The following is a 17,232-nucleotide window of genomic DNA, read 5'->3' on the forward strand; positions in this document are numbered from 1 at the left end:
TGACGTGACGGGGGTCAATGCGCGCTCCGGGGAGGTCATCTCAGGCTTCCCTGAGGTGCTGCAGTCCCTGACCAAGATCTTCTCCACCCGTCAGGGCGAGAGAGTGATGCGGGAGTGGTTCGGAAACCCAGGCCTCAAGCTTCTGGGCGAAAACCAGACGGATGCCACCATCCTGCTCTGGTTCAATACCCTCTACATGCTCTGCGAACTCTTCGAGCCTCGCTTTAAGATCTCGCATTTCGAGGTCAACAGCATGACCCAGCAAGGCTTCACCGACTTCACGTTGGTGGGGCGATACCGACCATATGCACACCTTGATTGGGAGCAGGCAAAGGCCTTCGTTTCCATCTCGGGTGATACCATCACATTACGGGCGGCGAACTGATGATTGACCTGAACACACTGCCGGCGCCTTCGGTGGTGCAGGAGCTGTCGTATGAGACCATCGTCTCGCGGCAACTGGCTGAGTTCAAGCAGCGCTGGGCTACTCTTCGGGTCACTTATCCCGACCTTCCGGACTACGATGTTTCCATGCTGGAAACGGACCCAGCGGTCATCATCAACGAGGCGGAGGCCTATCGGGAGCTCCTGCTCCGGGCGAGAATAAACGAAGCAGCGAGAGCCAGGTTGCTGGCATTTGCTACTGGTTCCGACCTCGATCAGCTGGCGGCGTTCTACGATATCTCAAGACTTGAAGGTGAGCTCGACGCCCGCTTGAAGCTTCGCGTCATCCTTGCCATCCAGGGTCGCTCCACTGGTGGACCGAAGGAGCGGTATAAGAGCATCGTGATGGGGGCGGATATTCGGGTCGCCAGCGTGGAGGTATCTCGTGGGGACCGATCGCCGCTGATCTATGTCTCCGTCTACTCAACTGAGCCAAATGGGGTGGCCAGCCAAGGTCTTCTGGACATCGTCCGGGCGGCGCTGACGAATGAAGACGTCCAGCTCGTCAATGATGAATTCGTCGTTTCCTCAGCGGTGCTGACGGTCGTAAACCTCGCCTTCGATATCTGGCTCCTGCCTGATGCCGAGGAAGCAACGGTCACCCGCTCGGTTGCGGCGCTGAGATCCGCATGGGCGGCCGAACAAGCCTTGGGCCGCGATCTAATCCGGGAATGGTGGGTATCTAAACTGATGATATCCGGAGTTCACAAGATCATCGCCACTGCGCCAGCAGGGGATGTGATCGCACCTCCGTCCTCGGCGCTTGCTCTGGGAACAGTAACTCCAACCCTCCGCGGGAGAGCGTTTTGACGTCGCTTCTTCCTGTATCGTCGGAGCCATTTGAGCTTGCTGTAGAGGCAGGCCATGCCGGACGTTGGACGGCGATGAACGATTCCGTTCGCGCCATCACGACGTCAAAGGAAAACCCGCCACCGAGCTTCCTGCCGTTCCTTGTTTACGAGTTCGGCCTGGGCATGCTGACGCCTTACGTCGACAACGTCTATGACGTGTTGAGCGAGGGCGTGAAGTGGTTCCGGATCCGCGGCACCTATGGTGGCTTGAAGAAGGGGCTTTCCTTCATCGGCATCACAGCGACGGCCGAACCGGCCTGGCATGGCCGCGCCTGGTGGAATTCCTGCCAGCTGCGGTTTCCGGAGTTGCCTGCCAACGACAATCCGCTGCTTGCCCGCATCGAGGGCATCACGCGGCTGTCGCTGCCGTTCCGTTCGGATCTCCGCCGTGGCGTGCATGGCTATGATATCCAGCCGCTGGAAGGGGACACGACCCGCCTCGACGACTGCCATCTCGATCAGGAGAGCGGCGTCCGGCTCGTGGCCGATGGCACTGTCTGGTCGTTCGGTCGGGTCTCGGAGTTTCGCCACACGCTAAGCCAGGACGAAGGCGAGGCCATCGGCAACTGGATCGAGCCGCCTGACCAGGCCGGAACGCCGTGGGTGACGATGTCATACCCCTGGGCGACGGCGACGGTGAAGTGGGCAGACAATCCGGATTCGCAGCGCCGCTCGCTGATGGCCGCCTGGTTCACCACGCGCACACTCTGGGCGACGTTCCGCGATGAGGACGGAGAGGTCATCGGCCATCGTCGATGCCGTGCCGTGCGGGCCGTCGATTTTCAGGTGACGGGTCGCTACTCGATCGGAACCGACCGCTATCAGCCGATTGCTGCGGGGCGTTCTGTCTATGCCGAGGCAATGACGGATTTCGAGGATGCCGACGGCGTCCTTGCTGCAACTGTCGAGCTCACAGTTGGTGCGACACTTGGCGCCGGTGTGAAGCCCGGACGGCTCTGGCTGGATCCCGGCGAGCTCGTCGGCGGCGAGGCGATTGCGGTGCAGGAGATCGGGGTTCCGCTTCGTCGCACAGTGCGCGAACAGGTGAAGTTCCTGTTGTCCTTCGATGCGCCGCTGAGGCCCTGGTTCAACTTCACGCGTGGTTCAGCCACGCAATACCTGCCGATTCTGGCTCAAGAGCTCGAACTGAGCTTCACCTACAACGTGACCTTCAATCTCGGCCAGAACACCCAGTTCCTGCCGATACTCGCCGAGGAGTGATCTGATGACCGATCCGTTTCCGTTTCTTGATGGCGATCTCGTCCGGCGGACGTTCACGCCGAATGCCGATCCCGCCAAGGGCGCCAAGCAGGACGCTGGCAATGTACTGCTCGAGGCAGTTGCCGACGCCCTTACCGACGCCATCCTGCCGGCGCTGACCGGCAAGGTTGGAACCCGCAGGTATGGCACGGGGACACGCGTCAATGTCGGTTCGGCCTCGGCGCTAAGCGCAGCGATTGCAGCAACCGAGGTGATGCTGGTGGCATCGGCGAAGATGTATGTTCTGCCGGTTGCTGGTACCGGCACGCCGGAGGTCACGGCCGCAACCGGCATTCCGATGGAGGCCGGCGAGAAGTTCCATTTGCAGATCACGTCCGGCCAGCGCATCGCGCATATCCGCGATACCGCCGACGGCTTCCTGCACATCTTCCCGGTGGTTGCCTGATGCTTGGGGTCGGTCAAATCGGATCGGCGATCGGCCGCATCGGCATTGCCACCCCTCCCAAGGGTGGTGGGGGTGGCGAGGCCATCGGCGGCGTGACCATTGGGCAGGCTGGTGAAGCTGGCACGCCTTATGAGGGGCTGGTTCTGACCGCAGGCGATGATTTCAACTCATTGCCGTCTCGCTGGTCTACCGCCGTAAAGTCCGGTCGTTATTCGTCCTCCGCTCCCCAAAGCGGCTCGCGCCGCAGCCAGAACAACTTCGCGACTGCTACCGGCGATGCGATGATCTATGTTGACCCCGGTTTCAGGGGCAACCGCAGCCAGCTTTCGGCCGCGCTCCCCTATGAGCCGTTGAACGCGTCTGCGTCCATCCTGACGATCACAGCGGCGACGGCTCCAAGCGACCTCAAGGACGTCTCGCCGGCTGAATATTCGCTAGGTGGCGGTGACGGCAGCAACAAGCCGACGCTCTACTCTGGCCGTCTTTGCACATGGCCATCGTTCATGCTTGCCGTTAGTGGCGATTGGGTATTCGAGGCAAAGGCTAGGTTCCCTGCCGGCGCTTCGGACATCCCCGGATGGTGGCCGTCCGCTTGGACAAGCGCGCTGCTTTGGCCCGACTATCAGGAATACGACCTCTTCGAAGGGCGCACGTCTGGTTCGGATAGGACGTTTGAGGCCAACATCAACGGTTCGACTGTCGACAGTGGCGGCAACGTCACTCAGACTATCATCGCGCCTCGCAGCGTGCCAACCGGGCGCTTTGTGACGATGGTGGTGCGCAAGAGTGGAAACACGGTCACCCAGTACGACGACATCAATACTGAAGGCGTTCTCACGCAGCGAGCGACCTACACGAACGCGCGCGTTGCTCGGTTCCGTGGTGCGCATGAAATCCGACTGGAGCTAGCGATTAACGCGGGCTGGCAGGCGTATTCCTACAACGCTGCTGACTGGCCAAAAGCAATCGATTTTGATTGGTGGCGCGTGTGGACGCCCGCCTCCGCACCGCAGAACACAGCGCTTGTTGTGCTGCCGGATACCAACACTACCCCAGGCGGGAGCTGGGCAAGCTCATTCCCGGCTGCTGCTGATATCTACGGCTTCACACCTGACGTCGAAGAGATCTACTCGGCGTTCGATAACATGGATAACCCCGGTGCTCCGACGAAAAGCGCGTTCCCGACGTTCCTCCCCGGTGGCATGACGGTCAACAAAAGCACTCGTGCGATCAGCGGGACAGTACCGCAGACAGAGGGCGGTAGAACCGCAATCCTGTTCATTGGAACGCGTAACGTAGGCGGGGCGGCTGCCCGTGCTGTTAAGTTCTTCAACGTGGCACCGGCCCCTCAGTCTTCCTTGTTCGCCAACCAGTCACCAGCGCAAGGGGCAAGCGTCAGCCTGACCGTTGCAAAAGCCGACTTCCACTCTGGCAACCTTGGGCCGCACACCTACGTTGTGACGGAAACAGCAGGCGGAGCGGACTTCACGATTTCGGGGAACGGAACCGATAACGTCACTATCACCGGAACCGCCGACACCCTTGAAACGACTACGCTGCAGATCGCGTGTACGAATGCTATTGGGCAGACGACGACCGTCACGCGCACCATCAGCACTGGTGCAGTGGCAAACCCGAATGCGGACTACTTCAACAACGGTAGCGGTGGGTTCCCTGACGGCTGGACTGACCGTTGGGCGACGGGTGAGAATTGGGTCGAGAATGCGGGCGGCTTCGTCCGTGCGTCCAATTCCGGCACCATTCGCGGCGCTCTTTCGTGGGATCAGCCGGGATCGGTTGCGAATGTTGAGGTGCTTATCAAGGTCCGCACCAGCGGCTTTGCAGACGGTGCAGCTTATGGCGGCGTGATCTTGCGCGGCGCAGGATCGGCAGCAGCGGAAACAGGCTATCGCTTCCTGTTCAACAAGATCGGGACAACGCCTTCACTGATCCTCACACGCTTTGTCAGCGGCACCGCAACCACGCTCGCTCAGCCGAACTTCTCGTGGAGCGCTAATAGCTGGTTCTGGCTTCGTGCAAGAATTGGCGGCAGCACTCTGCGCGCTCGTGCTTGGGCTGATGGCGGGTCTGAGCCGGGGACTTGGGCTATTGATCTCACAGACACCGGCATTGCTGCGGCGGGCTGGGTCGGCCTTGGTGTATCTGCCGACGCGAACACAGACTGGGATCAATTCAGCTACGCCATTGATGGGGCAACGGCGCAGCCGTAGCCTCATCTCCTCAGACTGGCTCCGGCACTGCCATTTGGCTGCCGGAGCCAGTTGGTAACGGGCAGTTCAACCAGCTTGTACGTCAAGATTCCGCCGATTACTGCGAGCGTTACAGCAGTGGCAAAAGGGCCGACGCCAAGACGATCAATCCCCAGCGCGTCCAGCACTATGTTGAGCGCGGAAGATGCCAGATAGTGCACAAGATAAATTGAGTAAGAAGCGTTCCCGAGAAGCAGCAGAGCATTGCTTTTGATCAACGCCTTATCTTTCTCAATTGAGATCGCGGCCCATACGAGCATTGCAGACGGGACGCCCCACTTCAAAAGTCTGCCGTGATCCATCGCTTCACTGACGATGAGCCCGAGCGAAATTATAGCCATGCTGATGGCAATACCTTTGGGGATAAGAGCGCCTCTGCTTACTGCTATAGCGACCAGAATTCCGAGGTAGAATTCAACCATGAATGTTGATGTCAGCCACCGCAAATGTGCGTCTGTTGGCTGGAATATGGCCCCAAGGAGAACTGGAACCAGTATCAAGGTGGAGAGAGCGGCGAGCCTCTTAGACGGTGCGAGGAAAAGCGATGCGGCGAAGCAGAGGTAAAACAACGCTTCGTATTCCAGCGTCCATCCCTGAATGAGTATTGGGCCAATGGCTCCGGTCGCTGGATTGATGTGCGGTATGAACAGCATCGATAGAACAATGTGCGACGCCTCGGCGCTATCGAGTGGAAACAGATTTGGCTTAACGCTGACGACAAATGCCAGGCACAACGTAACCAACCAATACAAGGGAACGACGCGGATGACGCGGTGCTTGAGAAAGTCTATGGGCCCCACCGCTTTCTCACTGGTGATGTGCCACATGATGAAGCCGGAGATAACGAAAAACACATCCACTCCTGCGGCGCCTGAAGCGAAGATGTTGCCGGCTTGAGGGAAAAAGACGGGGAACAGATGAAAAAAGGTTACGGCCAGCGCCGCGAGCGCCCGCAAGTATTGTACTGAAATAAGCATCTTTACCCCGATGTTCTGCTGGCTTGGTCATCCACAAGGTTCGATTGTTGATAAACTCCATAGTTGCTTCGAAAGCAACCGAGTCGCGGACATTGAACCCACCACCCCAACCTAAAGTGTGGGGGCCGGATCGCTCCGGCCCCGCCTGATCACATCGCACTGAACTGCTGGAAGTTCAGCCGGTCGGCAACCAGCCTGCTCGCCTTCACGCGGGCATGCACATAGGTCTCCAGAAAGACCGATGAGCTCTTCCAGTCGCCGGCTTCCATGGCGGTCTTGATATCGACGCCCATCTCGATCGCTGTCGTGGCAAAGGTATGTCGGCCACAGGTATGCGGTGACTTGTTCGGGATCTCGGCCCGCTCGCAGACGGCCTTGATCCGCTCATTGACCGAATGGCGGTTGGTGTAGCGGAAGACGCGGTCTGTTGGGCTGTCGACGCGCAGCTGGCGAAGCCTTGCCACCAGTTCATCAGTAAGGTCGCGGGCAGAATTGGTGCCGGTCTTGGTCTTGAGCAACAGCGCCGTGCGCGCGTCGAGATCGACTTGGGGCCATTCCAGCGCCACGGCCTCGCTGACGCGGGCGCCGGTCTGGGCCATGAAGATGACGATTGCCGCGAGGTGATGCAGCCCATCTTTCTCCGCCTGGCGTGTGAAGGCGTGCAGCCAGATCGCCGAGGCCGGGCGGGAGCGCTTCGGCTTTGCTTCCTTGAAGCGCTTGACGCGGATGAGGCTGCACCAGCCTCGTTCATAGGCATGCATCAGGACGGCGCGGGCAGGTGTGATGGCCTGTCGATTGCGGGTGGCACCACTGTGATGCGGGTAAAGCGTCTCGGCCATCTTCTGGATGTCGAAGGGATAGATGCTGCGGATCGGCGTCGTTCCGAAATATTCGACGATTGGTCCGAGATAGCGGCTCTCGCCGCCGTGCTCCAGATAGCTTTGCGCCGCCTGCTCAAAGCCGCGCTCTGCGTCGTTATTGATGTGGTAATGCCGTGGGGATAGGTTCTGCTCAGCCATGCTGACCTCCTGACTAGGTTGGTGTCGGTTAGAGCGCTCCGGATGTGTCCAGCATCGCGGGGCGCTTGCCGTTTTTACCCCACGCGTGACTCGTCGTGTAAACAGCTTCGAGTTGTGGTTAACCGCCGTTCCGGCGTTGTCGACGAGGCTTCCATGCCAACCCTGCGTTTCCGAGCCGTGGCTTTCGCTGCGGTGCTTTCGGCTGCCTTCTGGGCCGCCGTGTTCTCATTCCTTGCCGGCTGACTGCTGCCGGCTTCCATATCATTCATCGTGAGGTTCTGATGTTCGAGCATCCCAGCGGGTTGCCCAATGCCTTCGACCGTGCCCAGGGGCGCAGCGACTGGCAGGGCGTCGTCCATTATGGCGATCGCCACTTCGTGCAGGGTGCGGAGCTCAACGAATCGCAGACCATCCAGCGTGCGCGCACCGAACGCCTTGGTCGCCTGATCGTCAGTGATGGTGACCGCATCGAGCGCGGCGAGGCTGTTGTCGACCAGGACGCGGAAATCGTGACCCTGACGGCTGGCCGCGTCTATGCCCGTGGCGATGTCTGGCCGGTCGATGAGGCTGTTCTTGAAGACGTGCCGATGACGGGCCGCATCGAGATCGGAATTCGTCTTGTCACCAGCTATCTGACCCATGAGGACGATGCGACGCTGACCGGCCTTGTGCCCGGTTCGGCTGCCGAGGGAGAGCCCGGTGCGGCACGCGAGGTCGGGACAGCCAGCTGGGCCTGGGCCGGTGATGACGGGGAGGGGGATTTCTTCGCCGTCTACACATTGCAGGACGGCGTCATCCTCGACCAGGTCGGCCCGAACATCCTGGCGCCGGCACTTCAGGCCATTCAGGAATATGACCGGCCGAACGGCAACTATATCGTGGCTGGCTGCAAGGTGACGGCGCTCGGTGCCAATTCCGGTGCCCAGGTCTTCACGATTTCCGAGGGTGAGGCGAACATCAACGGGTTGAAGCGGACCCGGCTTGTCGCGCTCCGCCACGCCGAGGTCGAGGATTGGGACGAGGCGCTGATCGCCGGCGAGACCCAGACCTACCCCGGTGGCTCTTCGCATACCTTCACCGTGGCCGAGGGGCCGATTGCGGTCATCAACTCGATCCTGCTCACCAAGGAAAAGACCGTCGTCGTCACGCGCGGTGCGATTGCCAATGGTGCCGATGGTCTGCCCGATACGGGCGTGGTGTCGATCAGCTCCGTCACGCAAGACGGAACGACCTATGCGCAGGGTGTAGACTTCACGCGGGTCAACAATTCCGTTGACTGGGGCCTTGCCGGCGATGAGCCTGTGACAGGCTCCAGCTATACCGTGACCTATCGCTACCGCGCGCTCGTGACGGCCGACGCTTTCACGCCCTATACCATCACGGTTTCGGGCGGGGCGGATGGTGGCGACATCATCATCACCTATCAGATGAAGATGCCGCGCATCGACCGGCTCTGCCTGGCCGAGGACGGGTCGCCGCTCTACGTGAAGGGTCTCTCGGCCCGCGCCAATCCGCGGGCACCCGTGGCGCCTGGCAATGCGCTCAACCTTGCCCGGATCGAGAACAACTGGGTCGACCGGCCCGTCGTCATCAATGACGGCACGCCGTCGCTCAGCTGGGACCAGCTGTGGCCCTATCTCGACCGCATCCTCGATCTTGATCGTCTCGTCCAGCTCGACCGGCTGAACAATGCGATCGACTTCCGCGAGCCGGTGGCGAAGAAGGGCACCTTTGTCGACCCCTTCATTGACGATACCTATCGCGATGCCGGCGTGGCGCAGAGCGGAGCGATCGGGAATGGCCGGCTGACGCTTGCCATCGTGCCGACCTTCTACACGGCCGATCTCAGCCAGCCGGTCATGCTCGACGCCGTCGAGGAGGTCATCGTCTCCCAGGAGCTGAAGACGCTCTGCGAGAAGATCAATCCTTACGCCAATTTCACGCCGCTCCCGGGCGTTCTTCGACTGGAACCTGCTGTCGACTTCTGGACGGTCAGCCAGACCCAGTGGCTTTCAGCCCAGACGCAGGAGTTCAACCGCGGCACGCAAGTGCCGGGCGGGCCCCTGCAAACATCATCGACGACTTCGGTGCTGGTCGATCGGCGGACGCAGCAGGTGGACTTCCTTCGGGAGATCTCGCTCAGCTTCACGATATCAGGCTTTGGCGCAGGTGAGATCCTCGACGAGCTGACCTTTGACGGGATCGATGTGACGCCTGCGGGCACGCCGACGGCCAATGGCTCCGGTGTGCTGGCCGGCAGCTTCGACATTCCGGCGAATGTGACGGCAGGTACGAAGACCGTCTATGCCAAGGGCATGGGCGGTACCGAGGCCACCGCGCTGTTTACCGGTCAGGGCACGATCGAAATCGACGTCATGCGCCAGGTGACCACGATCAACACGTGGACGCCGGAAGCTGTCGTCAACATCGGCTTTGGGCGACAGAGCGACCGGTCATCCGACCCGCAGGCGCAGATCTTTGCGGTGCCTGAGCCGCGGCAGATCTGCGGTGTCGACTTCCGGCTCTGTGCCATTGGTGACACGTCCAACAATATCGTTGTCGAGCAAGTCACGACCGATAACGGCTATCCGACGGCTGCAGTCGCGGCGCAAGGTCTGGTGCCTATGGCCTCGGCTGTCGTGGGCTGGAAGTCGGCGCGCTACAATCTCGCCGTCACCACGCGGCCAGAGACCAAGCATGCCTTCGTCATCAAGACCGACGATGCCGAGCACTCGATTTCGATCGCCAAGCTTGGCGGCTTCGACGCGGATCTGCAGCGCTTTGTGACCAGCCATCCTTATGTCACGGGCCCGCGCTTCTCGTCGGTCAATGCCGAGACATGGACCGCGCATCAGGATGAAGCGCTCGCCTTCCGGGTTATTGCCAATACCTATCCGGTGACGACGAAGACGGTCGAACTTGGCAGCTTCGATCTCGTCGAGTGTTCCGACCTGCAGATCCGGGCGGCTATCGAGCTGCCCTCTGCCGGCTGCTCCGTCGAGTTCGAGGTCGAGCGGTCGAACGGCACGATCTATCGCCTGGCTCCATTCCAGGTGCTGCAGCTGACGGAATACATCACCGATACGGTCGAGCTGCGCGCGGTCCTGCGTGGGACGGCCAAGCTGTCACCGATCCTGTTTGCGCCAGTCGAGATGATCGCTGGCCGTATCGAGGAAGAGCTCACTTATGTGAGCCGCGCCTTTGCGCTCGGGACCTCGGTGCGCCTTGCCGCTTATCTCAAAGCCTTCCTGCCCGGTGGCTCGGCGCTTGATGTCGAGATCCGCAAGGATGGCGGCTCCTGGGTCGATGTGCCGCTCGAGGAGACCGAGGCGCTGCAACATCCGCTCTGGACGGAGCGGAAATATGAGCTTTCCGGCCAGACCGGAGATCTCGTCCAGCTCAGGCTCACCGGCACAGGCGGTCCGGCTTCGCGCCTGATCATCGGTGACCTCGGCGTCGGCATCATGTGAGGACGGTCAGATGGTAGCTTCCAGCACACCCAACTACGGTTGGCCGAAACCGGATACCGAGAAGGACATCGACGAGGAGTTCTATCGGCTCCGCGACGAAACGCTTGATGCCATCGATCTGGCATTGAAGGCGGTCCAGACGCTGGCCGAAGGCAAGGCGGCGCAGAATCACGGCCACCCAATCAGCGCCATTCAGGGGCTTGTCGATGCGCTGAACGGCAAGATGGCCGCGAACCGGACCTTTGTCCTCGACGATCTCGGAGACGTCACCGGGGCAGCCGAGGCGCCTGTCAACTACGTCCTTGTCAAGACGAGTGAAGGCAAGTGGGTTGCGTCTTCGGCTCTGGCGGCGCTCGGCAACCACGGTCACACGATTTCGCAGATCACCAATCTGCAGAACGTGCTGAACGGCAAGGCGGATGCATCGGCGGTTAACAGCGTGCTCACTGCGCTCGACCAGGCCGTCGCCGGTCGTCTCCGCTATCTGCCAACAGGCGCCGCATTGCCGAGCAGCAATGTCGGGCCGCTCTGGCATGACGATTATGCCGGGGTGATGACCTGGCAGACCTTCAGTGCCAATGGTGCGAACTATACCGGTTACGCCTCGATTGACGTCGGCCTTCCGACACTGGACGGCCAGCCGACGCCGCGGCCTGGCTATGTCAAGCGTAACGGGGCCAGCCTGTCGAAGTCGACTTATGCGGCGCTCTGGAACTGGGCGCTGCATAGCGGGAATGTGGTTTCGCTTGGCTCCTGGGTGTCCGGTCCGTTCTGGTTTGCCGATAATGGCAACGGGACTTTCCGGCTTCCGGACAATCGCGGTGAACATCCTCGTGCATGGGACGACGGCCGTGGTGTCGACCCCGGCCGTCCCTTCGGTTCGGCACAGCCCAGCCAGAACCTGGCGCACAATCACGGCGTCAATGACCCTGGTCACTCGCACGTGGTCGCCGGCTTCAACAGTGTCGGCACCAACAATGACGGTCTGTCGACAGTCCACAACGCGGTCAGCGCCAATGCCGGCTATGTCGGAGGAATGCTGCCCGCTGTCACCGGCATCAGCCTCCTATCCTCCGGCGGCAATGAAGCGCGCGGCCGCAACGTCGCGCATCTCGCCGCGATCAAGTTCTGAGGCACATCCATGAGCACGACTATCCCCACGGTTCACTTCTGTGACCCTCAGACCGGTGTTTACCTCGGCTCCGGTGTTCCGGACCAGGACCCGCTCGACAAGCGGAAATGGCTGATCCCGGCCGGTGCCACGACCACGGCGCCGCCGGCCGAGCGCGAGGGCTTCGTGCGCCGCTTCGTCGATGGCGCCTGGGGCTACTCGCCGAGGCAGAGGGCCACGGCCACGCCGACACCACCCGATGTCGCGACTGAAGAGATGGTGATTGCGGAACGCTGGCGCCGCCTTTCTCTCGGTTTCAACCATGATTTCGGAGACGAGCGTGGCGTTCATCAGATCGGCACCACGCCGAACGACCTGGTGGGCTGGGACGAGGTCACCAAGGCCTCGCATGCCGCCATCCTCGTGGGCCAGCCCGGGCATCCGATCAACATCACCACCAATACCGGTGCGGTCACCGTGACTGCCATGGAATGGCAGCATGTTCTGCTCGCTGCCGCAGCGCACCGTCAACCCATCTTCGCCGCAAGCTTTGCCCTGCAGGCGATGAACCCGATCCCGCTGGATTACGCAGCGGACAAGCACTGGCCGTGAGGCCAGCCTGACCCGAACCAGACCCGCCCTTAACCGGCGGGTTTTTTGTTGCCCAACGGCCGAGGTCGGCCACAGAACTGAATGGAGAGTACGATGGCCCAGGTCATGGGAATCAAGCATATCCGTGACGGCGTCGAGGCTCAGGCAGTCCTCGGCGCCGACATGAGCGTCATTGCCATTGTCGGCACCGCACCGTTGGCGAACGTTGCCACGTTCCCGTTGAGCACCTGCGTCCTCGTTCGGACCAACGATCGTTCTCTGCGTCAGGCGCTTGGCAGCACTGGGACTCTTCCTGATGCACTGTCCGCGATCTCTGCCCAGATCGTTGATGCCGCCGCTAAGGTCATCGTTGTCCGTGTCGCGCATGACGAGGATGTTGATGCAGTCATCACCAACATCCTTGGCTCTGAAGCCAACGGTACCGGGATGTGGGCCCTTCTCAACGCAGCGGAAGAGCTCGGGGAGACGCCGCGACTGATCATCGTTCCCGGCTACACCTCACAGACGGAGTCCGGGGTGGCCTCGATCGCCGTCAGCAACGGTGGGTCCGGCTACACGGCTGACTTCCCGGTAACCGCCACCGGTGGCTCCGGGACCGGGTTTGCCGGCATCGCTCGTGTTGCCGATGGGGCTGTTCAGTCCATTGATATCATCAACACCGGCAAGGCCTATGCCACGGCTCCGACGCTCGTTCTCACGGCAGGGGCGGGGACTGGTGCAGCGGCAACCGCCACCATTGGCGATGCTGCCAACCAGATCTGCCAGACCCTGCCAGCGATCGCTGAGCGCCTGAAGGCTCAGTTCGTGCCGGAGGGACCGACGTCTTCTCGGGCTCTCGCCTTGGCATGGATGGAAACACTTCCTCGCTCCTCGGCCATCACTCACCCGCTGCGGCAGGACGCCAAGGTTTCGGTCAACGGTTCCATCGTCACCAAGCCGCTGTCTCCCTTCATCATCGCGCTTTATGCCAAGCGGGATGCGGAAGTCGATGGCATCCCGAGCCGGTCCATCGCAAACCAGTCCATCAACGGCCTCGTTGGGGTGACCCCGAAGATCAAGTTGGACATCACCTCTGATGCCTCGGAGGGCATGGCCGACATCGAGGCCCGGTTCGGGGTAGTCGTTCGTGGGGAAAGCGGGGTCGACGGCTCCCTGTCCGATGGTGGCTATGTCTTCTGGGGCACCGACACCCTGTCCGATGACAGCCAGTGGCTGTTTGCCAATGTCGTCCGACTCCGGTCCTACGTCGAGATCAACCAGATCAAGGTGATCCGGTTCTACCTCGGCCGCTACAATCTCACCGTTCAGACGGTTCAGGCGGTGGCAAACACCATGGAGACGCATCTCTCCAATCTTCGGGCCGAGGGACACATCATCGACTACCGGGTGCTGTTCGAGCCTGACAACAACAACCCGGTGGAACTCCGCCTGGGCTGGCTCGACATCACCTACAAGATGGAAGAGCCGGCGCCGCTGCGGAAGGTCACCATCCGCTCCCGTCGCTATCCGGAAGCCCTGGACGCCATGGTTTCCAACATCGCCATCCAGCTCGGAACTCTGACCGCGGCTTGAGCCGTGGCTACCTGATCAGGAGAATTGATCATGTCCGCTACCATCTTCAATCTGGATACGGCGAACCTCTTCGTGGGGGACGACAATCCCGATAACTCCCAGTTCCTCACGCTCAACGGGGTGAAGGTCCCGATGCTCGAGGAATCCACCCGCACCATCAACCCCGGCGGCGGTATCGTGGCTATGGATGTCGGCATGCGCAAGATCACGATCTCGCCGCTGACGTTCAAGCTCAACGGCTTGAACCCGGATGTGATGCCGAAGTTCATGACGAACCGCCGCATCAAATACACGATCCGAGGCAACGTCTCTAACGTCCGCACCCAGGAGGACGTCCCTCTGGTCGCTGTGATCGAGGGGCGGATGATCAAGGTCGATGTCGGTGAATTCCGCAAGGACACCGAGGTCGACACCGACTACGAGATCCGGGAAATCGTCCACTACATGCTGAAGCTGGGTGACCAGGAGAAGTACTATCTCGACGTCTTCTCCGGTCCCAACGGCGTCCGCATCGATGGCAATCCCATCTTCCGGGATGTCGCCCGCAACATCGGCCTGGGGGTCTAATCCATGACCGAACAGAACACGGCTGACGGCTCCCCCAAGGAGCCGCCTGTTGCTCGTATCGTGAACCCGGCGGGGCGCTCCAAAGTGGTGCCCCTCCAGTTCCCAGTCGAGTTCGACGGCAAGATCTGGGACAGCGTCGAGATCCGGCGCTGCACCGGAGCGGAGATCCGGGTCTACGTTGAAGGCATGGCCAGCGGAGAAGCCTTCAGCCTTCCTCCGGTGGTCCAGTGCCCGATCGATGTCTGGGACGCCATGGATGCCGATGACCAGTTCACGGTCGACGAGGAAGCTCAGGCTTTTATGCCCCGCCGTTTGAAGGCGGCGGTAGAGCTGCTGTCCGGAACTGGCGCGAATACGTCGGACAAATAAGCAGCACCTTCTCCACTCCGATCCCGACGGTCCTTTCATGGGACTGGAACGAGATCTTGGAGTGGTACTGCGAGGCATACAATCTTGAGGTCACCAAGGCCTCATTCCAAGCCCAGATCGCGGGCATGAGGTTCATGGGTTAATGCGCACCTTTATCGGCGAGCTCATCTTCCGGTTCAAGGACGATGCCAGCGGCAAGGCAAAGCAGACCGCTCAGGCCGTCGGCGGAGCCGTGACCTCCATCGAGCAAGCCGCGCGTCGGTTGAACTCGATGCCGTTCGGGGGCCGGTTCACCGCCCAGCTCGACAAGCTTGGTGCCTCAGCGTCCGATCTCGATAAGGTGAGGGCGGCATGGGAGCGACTGCATCATTCCATCGCATCCCGAAACCTGTCTAAGGCTGCTGCGAAGTCAGAAATTGAGAACTTCAAGGTGGCCACCCTCGGCCACTTCGCGGCCATCCAGAATGCGTCGAATGCCCATTTCCGTGACATGGAGAAGCGGACGAGGTCGTTCTCGAACAATCTCCAGATGATCATGAAGCCGGCCCTGGTTGCCATGGGTGGTTACACCGGGGCTTACATGATCGGGGTTGGAGCCCGCGCCGGGATCACAGCCTCCTCGAATGAGCAGCGTGAACGTGCTCGCCAGCACTTTGCCGGTCTCCCAGCGGGTGAGCAGCAACAGATCGAGAAGCAGTCCGGGGAGTTGGCCCAGCGTTTCCGTATCGCTCAGGCCGATGCCATGGAAATCATGCGTGAGGCCCGCTTGGCCATGCCCAGCGCCGAGGCAGCGTTCAGTGTCGCCGAGGAGATGGTGCAGGCCTACAAGATGTTGGGCCTGTCCTTCGGGTCTGATCAGGCCATCACGGGTCTGCGTGCATTCAACAAGGCGATGGATAACATCAACATCACTGAAGACACCGGGCTCTACAAGCAGATGCTCGACGCCTTCGTCCGTGCCCAGCAGATCACGGGCAAGGACATGGACCCCGAGGCCTTCGCTCAGGCTGTGAAGTATGCCCGAACCTCCGGCAAGGTCTTCAGCCCCGAGTTTCTGCAGAACATGCTGCCGTTCCTCATCGCGGAATCCGGTGGTTCCGATACCGGTACCCAGCTCCGTGCGACCTTCGATAACTTCGTCGGTGGCACCGCCACCAAGAAGGCTTTGACTGAGCAGGGCAGGCTCGGACTTCGCGATGATAAAGGGCTCAAGGATGCCGAGGGCTTCGCGCAGGACCCGTTGAAGTGGGTCAGCGATAACATCGTGCCCGCGCTCAAGAAGGATGGCATCGACCTCAACTCCGAGGTGGCGATCGCTCAAGCCGTGCAGAAGTTCACCAGCAACCGACTGGCGCGCGATTTCATCCAGAGAGCCATCACCCAGCGCGATGTCTACCTCCGCTTGTCCGGGATGATGCAGGGCGCCATAGGCCTTGAGGGAGCGTCTTCCGTCGATGCTCTGGATCCGTTCTCCGCGTTCAAGGGGTTCAAGGACTCCATGGCCAACCTGGCCGCAGCAGTGCTTCCAGCTGAGCAGATCGCCGCTGGTCTGAACACGATGGCAGACGCCATCAACACCCTTCAGAAGTCGTGGCGCGATGGAGACATCGGGACCCGTCTCGGCATCGGAGCTGCGGGAGTTGGGGCCGCCTTCGGGGCATGGAAGGTGACCGCCGCGATTTGGGGTCTCATCACCGCCGGAACCAATCTGAATGCGGCTGCAGTTGCTCTCCAGGTCGCGGCAGCAAACCTGAATGGCGGTGCCGCTGGCAGCGTCGGGGGGAGCGGCAAGGGGGCCGCCAAGGCCGCCGGTGGATGGGCAGCGCTTGCCGGCCGTATCGCTGGTGTGGCCGGACTCGGCACGCTTCTTTCCGGCTCGTCCGGCCCGGTTGATCCAGAGGCCCGAAGAAACATGCTGCGCCGGGATTTCGAGGAGTGGGTAAAGACTCATCCCTTCATCCCGGAGAAGCGAGCAATACAGGACCAGCCATCAACTCCTTACGGTTCTCTCATCCGCGACCCCGGGGCGCATGGCGACCGCCTCGCGAACTACCCGGGGGTCGATGCCGCCAAATATGCCGGACAAGAGATCCAGGACTCCCTCAACGTCACCGCGAAGCCGAACGTCGACAAGTCCGACCTGGAAGCCACGCTGGCGCTGATCAACCAGATCAAGTCCGGCCTGAGTGGTATCGGCGCAACGATGTCCGCAGCAGCTCAACGAGCTCGACAGCAGGCCGATGCTGAAGTCCGCCGTTCCTTTACCAACTATGGGGTTTCACCGTAATGCTGTGCTGCCTCGGA

At 61.2% G+C, this 17,232-nt stretch carries 14 protein-coding genes; 12 read left to right on the plus strand and 2 right to left on the minus strand.

Annotation, left to right across the window (positions count from 1 at the left end; genetic code table 11):
* Window positions 1-4: 4 nt before the first annotated feature.
* The 5 genes from AC02Y0_RS06485 to AC02Y0_RS06505 are packed head-to-tail and all read left to right on the plus strand — an operon-like array spanning window position 5 to window position 5,192.
* Window positions 5-385 carry a GPW/gp25 family protein gene (locus AC02Y0_RS06485; protein WP_476383147.1) on the plus strand — a complete coding sequence of 127 codons (381 nt, stop codon included), beginning with the start codon at window positions 5-7 and terminating at the stop codon, window positions 383-385.
* Window positions 385-1,254, plus strand: coding sequence for a baseplate J protein (locus AC02Y0_RS06490; RefSeq protein ID WP_476383148.1), 870 nt, complete (start codon window positions 385-387; stop codon window positions 1,252-1,254). Before AC02Y0_RS06485 ends, AC02Y0_RS06490 begins: the two co-directional genes overlap by 1 nt.
* Window positions 1,251-2,516, plus strand: coding sequence for a phage tail protein (locus tag AC02Y0_RS06495; RefSeq protein ID WP_476383149.1), 1,266 nt, complete (start codon window positions 1,251-1,253; stop codon window positions 2,514-2,516). The genes AC02Y0_RS06490 and AC02Y0_RS06495 overlap by 4 nt, the downstream gene beginning before the upstream one ends.
* Window positions 2,517-2,520: 4 nt before the next feature.
* Complete coding sequence (locus AC02Y0_RS06500) at window positions 2,521-2,961, plus strand: hypothetical protein (protein WP_476383151.1); 441 nt, start codon at window positions 2,521-2,523, stop codon at window positions 2,959-2,961.
* On the plus strand, window positions 2,961-5,192 hold the full coding sequence (locus AC02Y0_RS06505; protein ID WP_476383152.1) for a LamG domain-containing protein: 2,232 nt from the start codon (window positions 2,961-2,963) through the stop codon (window positions 5,190-5,192). The genes AC02Y0_RS06500 and AC02Y0_RS06505 overlap by 1 nt, the downstream gene beginning before the upstream one ends.
* Before the next feature lie 2 nt (window positions 5,193-5,194).
* Here AC02Y0_RS06505 and AC02Y0_RS06510 read toward each other — a convergent pair whose 3' ends face one another.
* Entirely contained in the window at window positions 5,195-6,208 is a 1,014-nt protein-coding gene (locus AC02Y0_RS06510) for an acyltransferase family protein (RefSeq protein ID WP_476383153.1), read from the minus strand.
* A gap of 149 nt (window positions 6,209-6,357) precedes the next feature.
* On the minus strand, window positions 6,358-7,227 hold the full coding sequence (locus tag AC02Y0_RS06515; protein WP_476383154.1) for a tyrosine-type recombinase/integrase: 870 nt from the start codon (window positions 7,225-7,227) through the stop codon (window positions 6,358-6,360).
* A gap of 281 nt (window positions 7,228-7,508) precedes the next feature.
* On the opposite strand from AC02Y0_RS06515, the gene AC02Y0_RS06520 reads away from it, so the two are divergent.
* From AC02Y0_RS06520 to AC02Y0_RS06550, 7 genes are all read left to right on the plus strand, one after another.
* Window positions 7,509-10,697, plus strand: coding sequence for a DUF4815 domain-containing protein (locus tag AC02Y0_RS06520; protein WP_476383155.1), 3,189 nt, complete (start codon window positions 7,509-7,511; stop codon window positions 10,695-10,697).
* Between the two features lie 10 nt (window positions 10,698-10,707).
* A complete protein-coding gene (locus tag AC02Y0_RS06525; protein WP_476383156.1) occupies window positions 10,708-11,829 on the plus strand; it encodes a hypothetical protein in 1,122 nt (373 codons plus the stop codon).
* A gap of 9 nt (window positions 11,830-11,838) precedes the next feature.
* Entirely contained in the window at window positions 11,839-12,420 is a 582-nt protein-coding gene (locus AC02Y0_RS06530; RefSeq protein ID WP_476383158.1) for a hypothetical protein, read from the plus strand.
* Between the two features lie 93 nt (window positions 12,421-12,513).
* Window positions 12,514-13,992 carry a phage tail sheath protein gene (locus AC02Y0_RS06535; protein ID WP_476383159.1) on the plus strand — a complete coding sequence of 493 codons (1,479 nt, stop codon included), beginning with the start codon at window positions 12,514-12,516 and terminating at the stop codon, window positions 13,990-13,992.
* Window positions 13,993-14,022: 30 nt separating this feature from the next.
* Window positions 14,023-14,559 (plus strand): phage major tail tube protein, encoded by a 537-nt coding sequence (locus tag AC02Y0_RS06540; protein ID WP_476383160.1) that lies wholly within the window; start codon window positions 14,023-14,025, stop codon window positions 14,557-14,559.
* Between the two features lie 3 nt (window positions 14,560-14,562).
* Window positions 14,563-14,928: a hypothetical protein gene (locus tag AC02Y0_RS06545; RefSeq protein WP_476383162.1), complete on the plus strand. Its 366-nt coding sequence runs from the start codon at window positions 14,563-14,565 to the stop codon at window positions 14,926-14,928.
* 142 nt (window positions 14,929-15,070) lie between these two features.
* On the plus strand, window positions 15,071-17,215 hold the full coding sequence (locus tag AC02Y0_RS06550) for a hypothetical protein (RefSeq protein WP_476383163.1): 2,145 nt from the start codon (window positions 15,071-15,073) through the stop codon (window positions 17,213-17,215).
* Window positions 17,216-17,232: the final 17 nt, after the last annotated feature.

This window comes from Allorhizobium sp. nf9_anc, from assembly GCF_056323085.1.